This is a genomic window from Shewanella sp. 125m-1, assembly GCF_052977065.1.
In genome coordinates, this window is record NZ_JBRILT010000047.1 from 23,089 (window position 1) to 37,920 (window position 14,832).

The 14,832-nt window shown below is 41.8% G+C and carries 12 protein-coding genes and 1 tRNA gene; 8 read left to right on the top strand and 5 right to left on the bottom strand.

What is annotated here, in order from left to right; all coding sequences use genetic code 11:
* Window positions 1-290: 290 nt before the first annotated feature.
* Both ACVBIK_RS17150 and ACVBIK_RS17155 read left to right on the top strand, forming a co-directional pair.
* Entirely contained in the window at window positions 291-1,484 is a 1,194-nt protein-coding gene (locus tag ACVBIK_RS17150; RefSeq protein ID WP_447170163.1) for an efflux RND transporter periplasmic adaptor subunit, read from the top strand.
* Between the two features lie 3 nt (window positions 1,485-1,487).
* Complete coding sequence (locus ACVBIK_RS17155) at window positions 1,488-4,697, top strand: efflux RND transporter permease subunit (protein ID WP_447159291.1); 3,210 nt, start codon at window positions 1,488-1,490, stop codon at window positions 4,695-4,697.
* Window positions 4,698-4,922: 225 nt separating this feature from the next.
* Here the strand turns inward: ACVBIK_RS17155 and ACVBIK_RS17160 are convergent, their stop codons facing one another.
* From ACVBIK_RS17160 to punC, 5 genes are all read right to left on the bottom strand, one after another.
* Window positions 4,923-5,573: a hypothetical protein gene (locus tag ACVBIK_RS17160; protein ID WP_447170164.1), complete on the bottom strand. Its 651-nt coding sequence runs from the start codon at window positions 5,571-5,573 to the stop codon at window positions 4,923-4,925.
* A gap of 111 nt (window positions 5,574-5,684) precedes the next feature.
* Window positions 5,685-7,553: an aspartate:alanine exchanger family transporter gene (locus ACVBIK_RS17165; protein WP_447159293.1), complete on the bottom strand. Its 1,869-nt coding sequence runs from the start codon at window positions 7,551-7,553 to the stop codon at window positions 5,685-5,687.
* 79 nt (window positions 7,554-7,632) lie between these two features.
* Complete coding sequence (locus ACVBIK_RS17170; protein ID WP_447170165.1) at window positions 7,633-9,006, bottom strand: glutamate decarboxylase; 1,374 nt, start codon at window positions 9,004-9,006, stop codon at window positions 7,633-7,635.
* 676 nt (window positions 9,007-9,682) lie between these two features.
* A tRNA-Ser gene (locus ACVBIK_RS17175) sits at window positions 9,683-9,773 on the bottom strand.
* Between the two features lie 90 nt (window positions 9,774-9,863).
* Window positions 9,864-11,096: a purine nucleoside transporter PunC gene (gene punC / locus ACVBIK_RS17180; protein WP_447162741.1), complete on the bottom strand. Its 1,233-nt coding sequence runs from the start codon at window positions 11,094-11,096 to the stop codon at window positions 9,864-9,866.
* Window positions 11,097-11,226: 130 nt separating this feature from the next.
* Here punC and punR point away from each other — a divergent pair, with 130 nt between their 5' ends.
* The 6 genes from punR to ACVBIK_RS17210 all read left to right on the top strand — a co-directional run bounded on the left by punR (window position 11,227) and on the right by ACVBIK_RS17210 (window position 14,385).
* Window positions 11,227-12,129 (top strand): DNA-binding transcriptional activator PunR, encoded by a 903-nt coding sequence (gene punR / locus ACVBIK_RS17185; RefSeq protein WP_447159296.1) that lies wholly within the window; start codon window positions 11,227-11,229, stop codon window positions 12,127-12,129.
* Window positions 12,130-12,307: 178 nt separating this feature from the next.
* On the top strand, window positions 12,308-12,961 hold the full coding sequence (locus ACVBIK_RS17190) for a Bax inhibitor-1/YccA family protein (RefSeq protein WP_447159364.1): 654 nt from the start codon (window positions 12,308-12,310) through the stop codon (window positions 12,959-12,961).
* 57 nt (window positions 12,962-13,018) lie between these two features.
* Window positions 13,019-13,408 carry a sulfurtransferase complex subunit TusD gene (tusD, locus tag ACVBIK_RS17195; protein ID WP_447159297.1) on the top strand — a complete coding sequence of 130 codons (390 nt, stop codon included), beginning with the start codon at window positions 13,019-13,021 and terminating at the stop codon, window positions 13,406-13,408.
* An 8-nt stretch (window positions 13,409-13,416) separates the two neighbouring features.
* Window positions 13,417-13,773 (top strand): sulfurtransferase complex subunit TusC, encoded by a 357-nt coding sequence (gene tusC, locus ACVBIK_RS17200; protein ID WP_447170166.1) that lies wholly within the window; start codon window positions 13,417-13,419, stop codon window positions 13,771-13,773.
* Window positions 13,773-14,054 carry a sulfurtransferase complex subunit TusB gene (tusB, locus tag ACVBIK_RS17205; RefSeq protein ID WP_447159299.1) on the top strand — a complete coding sequence of 94 codons (282 nt, stop codon included), beginning with the start codon at window positions 13,773-13,775 and terminating at the stop codon, window positions 14,052-14,054. Before tusC ends, tusB begins: the two co-directional genes overlap by 1 nt.
* A gap of 1 nt (window position 14,055) precedes the next feature.
* The gene (locus ACVBIK_RS17210) at window positions 14,056-14,385 is read left to right on the top strand and encodes a TusE/DsrC/DsvC family sulfur relay protein (RefSeq protein ID WP_447159300.1); all 330 of its coding nucleotides are present in this window, start codon (window positions 14,056-14,058) and stop codon (window positions 14,383-14,385) included.
* Window positions 14,386-14,832: the final 447 nt, after the last annotated feature.

Genomic DNA, 14,832 nt, shown 5'->3' on the forward strand with positions numbered 1-14,832 from the left:
GATCAACAATAGCCAATTACATCCCACCAGCCAAAAAATCTTCCATTTAAATACAGAGACTTGCACTAAAGCCAAATACGATATCAATAAACTAAACGCCTATGCGTAATTCATAGCGTATTCATAAATGTTAATTTTAGTTACACACGTTTACACAATCATACTGTTACATTTCGCCAGTTCCATTAACATGTAGTCAAAATTCTAAATAGATTACTCATCTTTATTTTTTAAACACCAATAAAGATGGGGCATTGAGTGCAAAATTGCTTCAACAAGAGGACGTGTTTGTGGCTACTAAAAAACAGATAATTTTACCAATGGTTGTCATTGCCGTTGGCGTGGCAGGGTTTATTGGCATCTCGGCATTAAAAAAGCCCCCTGAAGAAAAGGAAGAGCTTGATACCACTCCCCTAGTATCAATTCAGTCAGTTGAAATCAACCCGATGAGTTTTGCTGTTACTTCATATGGAGTGGTGAATGCCAAGTACGAAACAGAATTGGTCTCACAAGTGAATGGTGAAATTGTTTACCTATCAGAGAAATTTGTCCGCGGTGGCTTTGTCAAAAAAGGCGATGTTCTAGCAAAAATCGACCCAAGTGATTATGAAGCTGCGCTTATTGATGCCAAAGCCAGTATGGCGTCAGCAAGAGCGACACTGGTACAAGAAAAAGCATTTGGTAAAGTGGCAGCCGAAGAATGGAAGCGCATTGAAAATGGTGTACCCACTGAGCTGAGTTTGCGTAAGCCACAGCTTGCCCAAGAAGTGGCTAAGTTAAACTCTTCGGAAGCGGGCCTAAAACGGGCTAACCGCAACCTTGAGCGTACCATCATTAAAGCCCCTTACGATGCCTTAATAGAGGCTAGAAATATTGGTTTAGGTTCTTATGTCAGCATGGGGACTCCCCTTGGTAAAGTATTGAGTACAGCGCATGCAGAAGTGCGCTTACCGATTGCCGACAAAGAGCTGCAGTTTTTAGATAGCAAAGGTAAAGGTGCTGAAGTTATGTTAACTGGTGAGTTTGCCGGACAAACAACACAGTGGCCTGCGACAATAGTGAGAAGCGAGGGCGTAATTGATAGCCGTAGCCGTATGACCTATTTAGTTGCTGAAGTGGCAGATCCTTATGGGCTTAACTCGAACAACAATGAACTGCGTTACGGCACCTATGTGACGGCCAATATTGATGGTAGCCATGCAGGTCAAGTCGCTGAAGTACCACGTCATTTAGTTATCAATAATCAAATTGCAATACTCGATGATGAAGGCAAACTTAGATATAAAGACATTACTATTTTGCGTCAAATAGGCGCTAAAGTTATTGTATCTGCGGGATTAGAAGCAGGTATGAATGTCATCACCTCAGCCCTTGATTACCCGATTGAAGGCATGCAGCTCGCCTTACCAGAAGATAAAGCCTTATCTGAGGATGAACCTACCGCTCCACAAGCTACCCAGATAGCGATGGAAGATGAGGAATAATTCATGATCGATACCAATAAAGGCATTATCGCTTGGTTTGCGCGTAACAGTGTAGCTGCTAACTTATTGATGATTATCATTATCATAGGCGGCTTACTTACCGCTAACACGATTCGTAAGCAGTTCTTCCCAGCCGTTGAGATCAATTGGTTAGAATTCAACGCGGTCTACCCCGGCGCAGCACCACAAGAGGTAGAAGAAGGGATCACCATTAAGATTGAGGAAGCACTGGAAAGTGTGCAGGGCCTTAAGCGAGTGATCACCTATTCTAACCGTAATGTCTCTTCAGGCTATTTCCGTGTAGAAGACTCTTATGATCCACAGGTGGTACTGGAGGAGGTAAAATCAGAAATTGATTCGATCTCAAGTTTCCCCGATGGCATGGAGCGCCCCAAAGTTGAGCGTATAAAACTTCGCCAAGAAGTGATGTATATGAGCCTCTATGGTGATTTATCCCAACGACAACTAAAAGACTTGGGTGAAAAAATTCACGATGAGCTTTTACAATTACCACTGGTTAATATCACGGATTTCTATGGCGGACTTGGCTATGAGATTGCCATTGAAGTCAGTAAAGATAGATTACGAGAGTTTGGTTTAAGTTTTAATGATGTCGCCGAAGCGGTTCGTGGTTATTCGCGTAACATGTCAGCTGGACAGATAAGGGCCGAGAACGGTTATATTAACTTACGCGTTCAAAATCAGGCCTATGTCGGCTATGAGTTTGAAAGCTTGCCGTTAATCACCCTTGAAGATGGTACCACTTTGCTGTTAGGCGATGTGGCAAACGTAATCGACGGTTTTGAAGAAGGTATTCAATACTCTAAATTTAACGGTAAAAACTCAGTTACTTTCTTTATTGGCGCCGCTAACGATCAGAGCTTAACCGATGTTGCTGACGTCGTTAAGGCTTACATTAGCGATAAACAGAAAGTGTTGCCTCAAGGGGTTAAATTAGAGCCTTGGGTCGATATGACCTATTACCTTGAAGGTCGCTTAAACCTCATGCTCGACAGCATGAAAAGTGGTGCCATATTAGTCTTTATATTACTAGCACTATTTTTACGAGTGAGACTGGCATTTTGGGTGATGATGGGTTTACCTGTTTGTTTCTTAGGCACCTTACTCTTTATGCCTATGGGTATGATTGATGTCACGATTAATGTCATCAGCCTATTCGCTTTCATTTTAGTGCTCGGTATTGTCGTCGATGATGCCATCGTCATGGGCGAAAGTGCTCACGCCGAATGCGAAGAAAAAGGCCAAAGCTTAGATAATGTTATTCGTGGCGTAAAGCGGGTTGCTATGCCAGCTACCTTTGGTGTGTTAACCACCATTGCAGCATTTTTACCTATTACACTCGACGACGGTCCCTCTTCTGCATTTGGCCAGGCTATCGGCTTTGTGGTGATCTTATGTCTTATCTTTTCGTTAGTAGAATCTAAGCTTATCTTGCCCGCGCATTTGGCACGTATGAAGCAAAAAACTATCGTTAAACCAGGATCAAAGAATCCGATTGACTGGCTACGTATCGTGGTTAACTTTTTACAAGGGAAAGTTGATACCGGCCTTAAAACCCTAATCACTCACTATTACCGCCCTTCTCTTGAAGTTGCTGTTAAGTATCGCTACACAGTCATTATGGTTTTCTTCAGTCTGATCCTAATTTGTGCAGGTCTTTATTCAGGTGGCTTAATTCGTTTTATTGGCCAACCTAAGATCCCGCATGACTTTCCTCGGATCACTTTTGAGATGAATATTGATGCGTCTGAAACAGCGACATTATCAGCAGCCTTATCTATTGAAGAAGCATTGAGAAACGTTGATAGCAAGCTTGAGCAACAATATGGGCAAAAGATGATATCAGACATGCAAGTCGAACTTCGTGGCCGCACCTCGGCACAAGTGATGACTAAGCTGGTTGATCCAGAAATTCGTCCAATCGATACCTTTGCGGTGGCAGAGCTATGGCGCCAGAATATGCCATTAATCCCCGGCATGAAGTCTTTTACTATCCAGGATAACCTATTTGGTGGAGGTCGCGATGATGGCGATATTAGCTTCAGACTTGAAGGTAAGGATGATGCGCAGTTAGTCGCAGCAGCAAAAGAGCTCAAAGCAAAATTGAATACCCTTAAAGGTGTGGGTGACGTTAATGACAGCCGTCAGTCCAGCGCTAAAGAGATCCAATTTGAATTAAAGCCTCTTGCTCATAGTTTAGGCTTAACGCTTGCCGATATTGCGCGTCAGGTCGGTAATAGTTTTTATGGCCTTGAAGCTCAGCGGATCTTACGTAATGGCGAAGAGATTAAAGTCATGCTGCGTTATCCTGAAGAGCAGCGTAACTCCATCGCGCAGGTATCAGATGTAAACATAAAAACTCCACAAGGGGCTGAGATCCCATTGTCTGAAGTTGCAGAAATAGTTGTAACGGATGGCGTTAACAGTATTCGCCGTGAAAATGGCAACCGAACAATTAATGTTTGGGGTTCAGTAGATGCAGATCAAGCAGAGCCCTTTAAACTTGCTAAAGATATTCGAGATAACTATTTACCAGAGTTATTAAAGAAGTATCCAAGGGTTAAGAGTGAGGTGTCTGGTAATATCCAGGAGCAACTAGATAGTGCTGATACTCAGTTACGAGACTTCTTAATCTCTATGCTGGTGATTTACAGCCTATTAGCCGTACCGTTAAAGTCATATTCTCAGCCAATCATGATCATGTCGGTGATCCCTTTTGGTGTCATTGGCTCTGTCCTTGGGCATATGCTTTTAGGACTCGATCTCAGTGCCCTTTCAGTATTTGGTATTATTGCGGCAGCAGGTGTTGTGGTGAACGACTCGCTGGTGATGGTTGATTACATCAATAAATCACGGGAATCTGGTATTGCGATGAAACTATCGGTACTCGAAGCGGGTTGTCGCCGTTTTAGAGCCATTTTATTGACCTCTCTCACGACCTTTATCGGTTTAGTGCCCATCATGACTGAAACCAGTATGCAGGCGCAGATGGTGATCCCTATGGCTGTATCATTAGCCTTTGGTGTGCTGTTTGCCACTGTTGTGACATTAGTATTAATCCCGTGCTTGTACGTGACGATTGAGGACATTAAACGATTAATTGGCAGCAAATCTCGTGTGCAAGAACCTGTTGACGGGGTGATTGATACGCCAACCATTAGCGGCACATCTAAATTAACTGAACAGAGTTAGCAACTGAGCAATCTTGGTTAATTAGCAATGATGTTCAATCTGCGACGAAAAATGACTAAGCCCCTACCCTAAGGGGCTTTTATTTGATTGTTGAAATTGGAAAAGAATTAAACCTGTTAAATAATACGAGATATCAACAATTCATCTCATGCTTATCTTAACTCTGTATCAATCTTTTTTTTGAGCGTCCCCCCACCCCAGAAACATCATCACTTAATAAAACCATTACCACAGTATTGGTTGTAAGAACTCATAGAAAAATGTATACGAATACAGCAGGTTGTCACTGCTATTTATCAGTTCAAATGAATATACTTGATGGTTAAACCAAACCATCATGATTAATGACAGAATGTACATCAGCAACAAACTAAGATTAGTGTGTTTATGAAATGGCGATCGAACAAGAGTAACAATTGGGCCTACATATATTGCCGCAACCCAGGCTAATGATCCGAGAATAAGAATTGATTGCCGAAACATTGCTATTTGTTGCTCTAACGAGGGCAATTGTTTCACCACCAGCCAAAACTCCTGGTTTAAAGGTGAGAAAAAGCCTGTTACGGTATTTGCTAGGCCTAAATACATCAATATATCGCCAACAATAAAAGACCAATGGTCGCAGGTGCCAGTCTCGTCTATCGCAGAAGAACTGATAAAAGCAACCAAAGATAATAACGAAAAAGCTAATGCAATAAATAGCGCCATATCGGCTCGAAAATGTATCGCATGTTCAAGTCCAGGAACGGAGATCCCGCCGGCCATTTCAACTAACTCTGATATTTGGAAGGATACGATGGCAATATTGAAACCAACAACCGTTAAACGAGCGCGCATTACGTTAATCGCAATACGTATAGGAGGTTCTTGAGTCATTATAGCTCTCTAGGAATGGAATTAATTATACTGACAATAGAGCCTTAGCAAGGCTGGTTAACCACTGCTAAGGTGTGTTTTGAGGAAACCGATTTATTTAAAATGGGTCAACTATGAAAATACCATTGCCATGTAACCTAAAATAAGCACGATAGCGGAAGTTAATGCATAGGGAACGGGGTAAGCTACTGCCGCTATGCCACTTTTAGAAATATCCTGAATACCATTGAGTGCCGGTGTACTATTTCGCCCTCCGGCACACGCCCCAGCAAGTATGACCGGGTTCATATTTCTAAAATAATAGCCATAAATCCATGCCAAGAAAGGTGGAACTAAGGCTCCTAGCAAGCCAAGTACAGCTATCCATATTACGACGGTACCTTGGAATGATGACATGATTTTTGGCCCGACTCCTGCGGCCAACACAGCAACAAATAGGCTCAACCCTATGTCATTGAGAAACGCGCGTGCGCCTTCGCTAGTCGGTCCACCAAAATCAGGATTTCGGGTGCGTAACCATGAAACTAAAATACCCATTAACATACAGCCCGCTGAGGTACCTAACGCAAATGGAATACCGCTAATTTCAACGCTGGCATGCCCAATAACAAAGCCTATGAATAGTGCCAGTGACATAAATGACACTTCTGTGTAGGCACTTTCAATAATAGGCACCCCCTTTAATGCATTAGCGGCTTGATTTATACACCATGTAGGACCTGCTAGTCGTAAAACATCACCTTTTTCTACCACTGTTTTAGGAAGGTGAGGAATGGCAACACCAGCTCTAAACATAGATTTTAAATGGATCCCAAAGCCCATTTGGGATCCAACTTCTGCTAACGTTTTTCCAGCGAACTCACTTTTTCCAACATGGATATCGGCCACTTCGATATCAACCATTCTCGCGCGACGTTCATCCACTTCTTTACCGACTTTATCCTTACCATTAAGGAGTAAATTGTAATCGCCCATCACACCCACAATGTCGCCTAACTGAATGGTTGGATTATCATTCGCATCAATCACATCATCGCCACGAACTACTTTTACGATTGTGGCATGGGGATTCATTTTAAACAGCTGATTTACCGTTTTACCCACCACTTCTTTATGTTCAACGAGGTAAGTGCGAATTTGTTTGTCAGTAAAACCAAGAATTGACGCGCCTGCAGTGCCAGGTAATGCACCACCGTCCTCTCCCCCACCAAACTCTTTCTCAGCTTTTAGAGCTTCAGCTACAGCATCTTTACCAAACATTTTTGGTAAGTACTTAATAAGTAGAATAATGAATATCGAAGATAATACGTAACTAATCGCGTAGCCTGCAGCCATGTTTGCCCCAACCATATCAGCAGTTACACCTTCAGGAAGTTTAAATGCCCCGCTAGATACAGCCGATTGAGCAACCCCCATAACAGCCGTCACAGTGTAGCTTCCAGAAATAATTCCCGCAGCATAACCAGGACCTAAATCGAGTACTTTAACGCCAAAGAATACGATTAAGAAGTTAGAGAAAACCACAATCAGGCCAATCACTAAGAAATCTACGCCGCCTCGGGCTAAGCCTGAGAAAAATTGTGGCCCTACCCGCATGCCTAATGCATACATGAAAAGCATCAAGAAGATATCTTCGACAAGACCTGGAATGTTATAGGTGATCCCATAAAGTGCACTTGAGGCTAAAGCTATGAGGATCCCTGTCACTAATGTACCGGCTGTCGCGCCGAGCGAAATCCCTCCGATGGTAATACGGCCTATAGGATAACCAATAGCCAGTGTTAAAAATAAGTAAGCAAAAGGATTTTGTGCTAAATAATTAAAAGCCCAAGCAACCCCTTGATATGATTGTGGCTCAGCCGATGAGGCGTATGCATTACCTATGGTTAAGATTGCAAGACCACATAGCCCCAATATAAGGCTAATAATGTGTTTAGGTGGATTAGATAAACAACCTAAGATTCTAGAACGAACGTTCATAATTTTATCCAGTCAGTATTGATGATGAAAAAGAAGTAACGACTAGTTACTTCTTTTTCATTAGTGATTAGTGATTTAATTAACACTTACCAGAGGACACTTTATGAAGATCATGCAATACCGGAGCTGTTGCATTACCGCCATGCTCTTCTAAATATTCACATGCCATCTCAATGTCTCTAGCTAAGATTTCAGCAGAGTCTCGATTAAGGTGTGGCCTTACAACGATACGCAAGCTGTTCACTTCTTGAGCGTCAGCAGGCATTGAATAAGCGGATAAAATCCAACCATGTTCACGAACTTTATTGGAAATATCAAATTCATTATATTGAGTAATTGACTCATCTAGAGTCAAAGCTACCACAGGGATCCGCTGCGTTTCATTCATCACTTTAAACTTCCCTGTGGCGAGTAAGCGATCTCTTAGGTATTCTGCATTTGCTACGGTTTGCTTCATAATGCTTGTGTAGCCCGCTTTACCAAGTCGGATAAAGTTATAATATTGTGCGAGCACGGTCGCTGAACTCTTACTGAAATTAAGAGTGGCTGTAGCTGCTTCACCGCCAAGGTAGTTAACGTAAAATACTAAATCTTCGTTAAATATTGCGCGTTCACGGAAAATAATCCACCCAAGACCTGGAGGCACTAAGCCAAACTTATGGCCAGAAGCATTAATCGACTTGACCCGAGGTAAGCGGAAGTCCCATTTGTATTCAGGGTAAAGGAAAGGATTAACAAAACCACCTGATGCTGCATCAATATGCATAGGAATTGAAATGCCCGTTTTTTCTTCAAAAGCATCTAACCAATCATGGATGGCTTGGAAGTCATCATCTTCCCCTGTAAATGTTTGCCCTGCGATGGCAACGACACAAATTGTGTTTTCATCGACGTACTCGTCAAGCTGTTCAGCAGTTAACCGGTATTGACCTGCTTTTAGTGGAACGATACGAGGTTCAACGTCAAAATATTTAAGGAATTTTTTCCACACAATTTGTACGTTCCCCCCCGTAACCATGTTAGGTTTAGTCGAATCTTTACCAGCTTTTTCTCGTTCTTGACGCCAGTTCCACTTATGTGCCAACCCCGCAAGCATACAGGCTTCAGAAGAACCAACTGTCGCAGCGCCATATGCTTCCACGTCTTTTGGACCATTCCATAACTCATGTAGCCAATTAACGCATTTCTCTTCAGTCGCTTTAGTATGAGGATACATATCAGGATCAGCAAAGTTTCTAAACGAGCCTTCTTTAAATATTTCGGCTGCTTCAGGCTCCATAAATGTTGTCACAAAAGATGACAGATTTAACATTGGGTTTGCGTCTGTCCAGCATTCACTTTTAACTAGTGCTGCGGCAGCGCGAGCAGCCATTCCCTCTTCAGGGAAGCTTTCTGGTACTTCGATATTAAATTGTTCGTAAGGATTTAAATTAGCGTATTTTTCCTGAGACATAATGATTTCCTACTAAGTGTTACCGAAGAGTCAATTAGTGAACTCCTGGCGTAGTTAATGTAATTAAGTAACTTATGTTGCCAATTACTAATGAGTACAAATGATTCAAACTAGCGCTAACTGGTCACTATATTATTTGAACTTATTCCATTCTCTAACTCACTTTAGATGGACTAAACCCTTCATAAAATAAACCGCAATAACGACCATTTCCAAAGTTGTATGAAGTTTGAAGTATTAAACCTAAATGACTCCTAAACGATACTCGGCAATTATTACAAACGGATAAAGGGGGACGTTACTGTAAGCTGGAATAGCAAAACGCCAATAGATGGGTATAGAATGATTAATAGAGTGCAGTAAAGTGTTAAATTTAACCTAATAATAGAAAATCTGACTTCAGCCCTGATTTACGTAAATAGGGCTTTCACTCTTCATTCTAGAGTGGAAGCACTTTCTTTAGATATGGCGTAGGGATAGCCGGCTTCTAACAATAGCAACCCTAGGGTTCAATATGACCTCAAGAATGCGAAAGGCCTCTGCATTTCTGCTGAGGCCTTATCTAAATGTGGTGCTGGGATAGCTAACTATTAAACAATAGGAATCCTGGGTTCTAATCAGCTTTATAACCGAAACGAAAAAAGGCTTCCATTACTGGAAGCCTTTTCTCTATATGTGGCGGAGGGATAGGGATTTGAACCCTAGATGGGCTATAAACCCATGCCGGTTTTCAAGACCGGTGCATTCGACCACTCTGCCATCCCTCCGAACGCCGCGAATAATATAGCGCTCTGTTAACCTTGTAAAGAGATAATTATCATAAATTATCTCTTTGAACAATTACCAAGCTGTTTAGCTTATTTATCATCCTGATTTATTGCGATGCGAGCAGGATCGGGCATAACAATGTTTTCGCTCACTTCTTGCCAATTATTGTGATTACGTAGCTTGTAGCCAATAAACACAATAAATGAACAGATCATGATGCCCCAACCTATCGCCACTTCACCGCTGGTTGCCCAAATGGCAACAAGACTTGAAGCGCCAAAAGATAAACTTATCTGTAAGAAGTTTTGTAAACCTGCCGCTTTTGCAGCGTTTTCAGGAAACTGCTGTAAGGCGCCATTAACCACGATGGGGTATATCGCACCATTACATGCAGCAAGAACAGAGAACACAGCTAGCAGTGGGAATACTGACAAGCCTGTAATCAAAATAGTCACTACAACGATGGCAAGTGAACATAAGCCAAATACTGATAACAATACTGTTAGCGCTTTTTCGGCACCGACTTTACGAATAAGCGTCTTGCTTGCATAGCCGCCTAAAACGAACATGATAGTTTGTGGAATAAAGCTCAAACCGATCGCTGTAGCATCGAATCCATGCTGCTCCATAACCATAGGCCAAACAGTTAGGTATGAGAAGAATGCACCAGAACAAGCACCAAAAATAACAACATTGCCTAAATATTTGGTGTTCTTAAAAATTTTAAGGTAACTGATCTCTTTCTTTTCATGATTTACCGCTTTGGTTTCACTTGGCACAAACCAAACTGTCAATAAAATCATGGCGACTGACATACACGTCAGAGTAACGAAAATGCTTTCCCAGCCCATTGATTCCAGAATGAATGCACCTAAAATTGGGGCTAATGCTGGCGATAACGCCACAAGCGGCATAATGTTTGAAAAAACACTTTGCGCCTTTGAAGCATCATACTTCTCAATCACAATGGCTTGCCAGATCACACCTGCAGAACAAGCACCCAACGCTTGCATAAATCGTGATATGTTAAATACTAACATTGAGTCACTAACAGATAGTGAAAAGCTCGCAACCGAAAATAATACTAATCCAAAAATGAGTGAGTTACGCTTACCAAAGCGCTCTACTAATGGACCATATAATAATTGACCCAGTGCCAAGCCCGCTAAAAAGAAGGTCAAAGACATCGCGACTTGTGATGGCGAGGTTGCCATTGAGTCTTCAATTGCTTTGAACGCAGGTAAGTACATGTCGGTTGCAATAAAACCTAACATACTTAGTAACGCAAGGTAGGCTAAAAACACATAGTATTTAACATTCATTAGAGGTTTCATAAGTAAAATTTTAAATGGTAATTTAATAATGGCGCGCAGTGTAAACACTTGCTAAACCCCTGTGAAACGTTTATTTTTCACATTAGCCATCAAAAAAACTCACAGCAGGATGTGACCAATGCTTTCAGAACAATCTCTTCAGCTCATTGACATGGTAGCCCGTGTAGGTAGCTTTACCGCTGCAGCCAATAAATTACATAAAGTTCCTTCCGCCGTAAGCTATGCGGTTAAACAAATTGAGGAAGAGTTAGGGGTTGTCTTGTTTATTAGGCACCATAGAAGTGTGAGCTTAACCCCTGCAGGAGAGCACTTTGTTAAGCAAGCAAGAAGCTTACTCACCGATTTAGACGTGATGAAAGCCGATACGATTCGGGTTGCAAATGGTTGGCAACCCACCCTGTCTATTGCCCTCGACAACATTGTTAGGGCCGACAAAATCAGTAATTTAATCGCCGATTTTTACCGTACATTTGATAATGTCGAGCTGATTATCCGCATCGAAGTGTTTAATGGTGTTTGGGAGTCAATTGCAACGGGACGAAGTGATATTGCAATCGGTGCAACAACAGCTATACCTGTCGGTGGAGACTTCCATTTTAGGGACATGGGAGAAATTGAATGGAATTTTCTTGTTGGCAAAAACCACCCGCTGGCCAATATTGATAGACCGTTAAGTGACGATGAATTAAGGCAATACCCTTCTATATGTCTTGAAGACACTTCACGTGAAATCCCCAAAAGGATGACCTGGTTACTTGAGAATCAAAGACGTCTTGTTGTACCTGATTGGATCCGCGCGATTAATTGTTTTAGAGAGGGTCTTGGTATTGGTTATATGCCCGCGCATTTTGCATTCCCGTTTATCAAAACAGGCGCGCTTATTGAAAAACAACTTGAACGCCCAAAGCTTACCAGCCCTTGTTGTTTAGCCTGGAACGCCACTAATCAATCGCCAGCCATGGCCTGGGTACTTAATTATTTAGGTGATAGTGAAAAATTACATAAGGATTGGCTCGATTAACTAAGCTTAACTTGAGGTCTTTTATCCGCTAAGCGCTTTATACCTTGTTGTGCCTGCTGTATGATTCAATAACTTAACGAGCGATAGGTTCTCATTTTGACTGTGAGGGAACTCCTTGTTTAACTCATGTTCAAATAGATAGCTTTACATTTTGTCTTCGGAGAAAGATATGAAAGATATGACACAACAAACCGCGTATAGCAGTACTACCGTTGAGGTAAATAAACTGCTTAAAAATACGTATATGCTGCTCTCTATGACCTTAGCTTTTTCTGCAGTGTGCGCAGGTTTGGCGATGGCATTAGCAATTAGCCCATTAATGTCTATTGGACTATCACTTGGTAGTTTAGTGCTTTTATTTGTAACACTAAGAAAAGCTGACTCTAGTGCGGGTCTATTCTGGGTGTTTGCTTTTACAGGTATGCAAGGTGCATCGCTAGGTTATATCCTTAATCATTACGCAGGTATGGCCAACGGCCCACAATTGATCATGCAAGCATTGGGATTAACCTCAGTAATCTTCATCACCCTTTCAGGTTATGCTGTTACGACTAAGAAAGATTTCTCTTTCATGCGTGGTTTCCTTATTGCCGGTCTTGTTATCATGGTCGTAGGCCTTCTCGTTAACCTATTCCTAGGTAACGGCATGGTGTTTATGGCGCTTAACGCCGGTATCGCATTATTAATGACAGGCTTCATTCTTTACGATACAAGCAAAATCGTTAACGGTGGCGAAACTAACTACATTCGCGCGACAATCTCTTTGTACTTAGATTTCTTGAACCTTTTCATTGCTCTACTACATTTAATGGGTATTGGCGGCGATGACTAATACCAATTAAATTTAATTGAGTTAAAATGGTCCTATTACAGGGCCATTTTTTTTATCATGAGCAAATTTATTATCCAAGTTAACTCAGCAGCTTACGGCAGCGCCTCGAGTTACAGTGCCTATCGGTTCGCTAAAGCGGCTGTTGATAGCGGCCATATTGTCGAAAAGATTTTCTTCTACCAAGATGGCGTTCTTAATACTAATCACCTTAATAGTCCGGCTAGTGATGAGTTTGATCTAAAGCAAGCATGGATTGACTTGCATGAGCAGCACGGTGTCGCTTTGGTCAATTGTGTATCTGCTGCGCTGCGCCGTGGTGTATTATCTGAGTCTGAGGCTAAAGAAAACCGCTTAGAGCATTGGAATATGCAAGCTCCATTTACTATGGGTGGTTTGGGTGAGTTAGTTACCGGTATTGAGAAAGCTAACAGACTTATCTGTTTTTAGGAGCATGCATGAAGAAACTTTGTATTATCTTTAAACAGGCTCCTCACGGTACAGCACACGGCCGAGAAGGTCTTGATCTGTCATTGTTAAGTGCCAGTTTTGAACAAGAAGTTAGCCTTATATTTACCGATGAAGGCCTGTTAACATTATTAAAAAACCAAGATCCTGAATCTATTGGTTGTAAAGACTATATAGCGACACTCGGTGCACTCCCCCTTTACGATATAGACACTGTATTAGTATGCCAAGAGTCGATGCACGAATTGGGTTTGCTTGAAACAGATTTTCGAATTACAGCTTCTATTTCAACTGCCATAGAGATTTCCACTCATTTAGCCGGTGTCGATGAGGTAATTGTTTTCTGATGATATTACATCTAATACAGCACTCTCCTGACCAGAGTGCATCACTAAAAACATGCTTACGTTATGCAACTAAAGAAGATTGCATCTTATTGTCAGGCAATGGTGTCAACAGTTTGCTCAAACAAGCGTGGCGAGCACAATTATCTGAGTATAGATGTGTTGCTTTGCAAGAAGATGTCGATGCTCGGGGCCTTACTCGCTTTTTAAAAGAGATAGAGCTGATAAACTACAACGAATTTGTGGCGCTTAGTCTAACGCACGATAAAGTAATTAGTTGGTAAAATGATAGAATTTAATGGAAAGCAGATAGACACCGATCCGCAAGGCTATTTAAAGTCGGTAAGTGACTGGACTCCAGAATTGGCGCTAGTCATTGCAGAGGAAGAAAAGATAGCGCTCACTGATGCACATTGGGAAGTGATTAACTTTGTCCGAGAATTTTACCTCGAGTTTAAGACTAGCCCTGCTATAAGGGTATTAGTCAAAGCAATAGGCCTTAAGCTTGGAGCTGACAAGGGAAACTCTAAGTATCTCTATACCCTGTTCCCCGTTGGTCCCGCCAAGCAGGCAACCAAAATAGCCGGCCTACCGAAACCCGCTAAATGCATTTAATCTCAATCTTTATAAGGCCCTACTCGTTAGGGCTTTTTTAGGCCTATTTAATACAGGTTTGGTTATTTATTCTTTATAAGAAGGCTGTGTCCTGGCCTGTACTGCTTTATAAAAAGAGCAGCCCGGCCTACTTTATTGAAATTGAGGGGATCTCGTATCAAAATAAATCGCTTGTCGCTTGATGCATGTTTCAGAGTGATTTACTGAAGCTAAAACTTAAACGTAAAAAAAACCAGCTCAATGGCTGGTTTAGTCACTCTTCATATGAATATGGTACACTTACCAGACCTGCTCTATCAAATGAGAGGCACGCTTATTCAGCGAGGCATCTCTTACAAAAAATAAATCCCTTTTCGCTTATTCAGGGTTAAATTTGAAATACAAAAAAGCCCCGACATTGTCGAGGCTTATCTGCAACTCTCCGTAGAGAATTATTTGGTACCCGTG

What these genes read in the sequence shown, in the direction of transcription:
- ACVBIK_RS17155 (WP_447159291.1), top strand. Translation starts at nt 1,488, where the DNA reads ATGATCGATACCAATAAAGGCATTATCGCTTGGTTTGCGCGTAACAGT.
- ACVBIK_RS17160 (WP_447170164.1), bottom strand. Translation starts at nt 5,573, where the DNA reads ATGACTCAAGAACCTCCTATACGTATTGCGATTAACGTAATGCGCGCT.
- ACVBIK_RS17165 (WP_447159293.1), bottom strand. Translation starts at nt 7,553, where the DNA reads ATGAACGTTCGTTCTAGAATCTTAGGTTGTTTATCTAATCCACCTAAA.
- ACVBIK_RS17170 (WP_447170165.1), bottom strand. Translation starts at nt 9,006, where the DNA reads ATGTCTCAGGAAAAATACGCTAATTTAAATCCTTACGAACAATTTAAT.
- punC (WP_447162741.1), bottom strand. Translation starts at nt 11,096, where the DNA reads ATGAATGTTAAATACTATGTGTTTTTAGCCTACCTTGCGTTACTAAGT.
- punR (WP_447159296.1), top strand. Translation starts at nt 11,227, where the DNA reads ATGCTTTCAGAACAATCTCTTCAGCTCATTGACATGGTAGCCCGTGTA.
- ACVBIK_RS17190 (WP_447159364.1), top strand. Translation starts at nt 12,308, where the DNA reads ATGACACAACAAACCGCGTATAGCAGTACTACCGTTGAGGTAAATAAA.
- tusD (WP_447159297.1), top strand. Translation starts at nt 13,019, where the DNA reads ATGAGCAAATTTATTATCCAAGTTAACTCAGCAGCTTACGGCAGCGCC.
- tusC (WP_447170166.1), top strand. Translation starts at nt 13,417, where the DNA reads ATGAAGAAACTTTGTATTATCTTTAAACAGGCTCCTCACGGTACAGCA.
- tusB (WP_447159299.1), top strand. Translation starts at nt 13,773, where the DNA reads ATGATATTACATCTAATACAGCACTCTCCTGACCAGAGTGCATCACTA.
- ACVBIK_RS17210 (WP_447159300.1), top strand. Translation starts at nt 14,056, where the DNA reads ATGATAGAATTTAATGGAAAGCAGATAGACACCGATCCGCAAGGCTAT.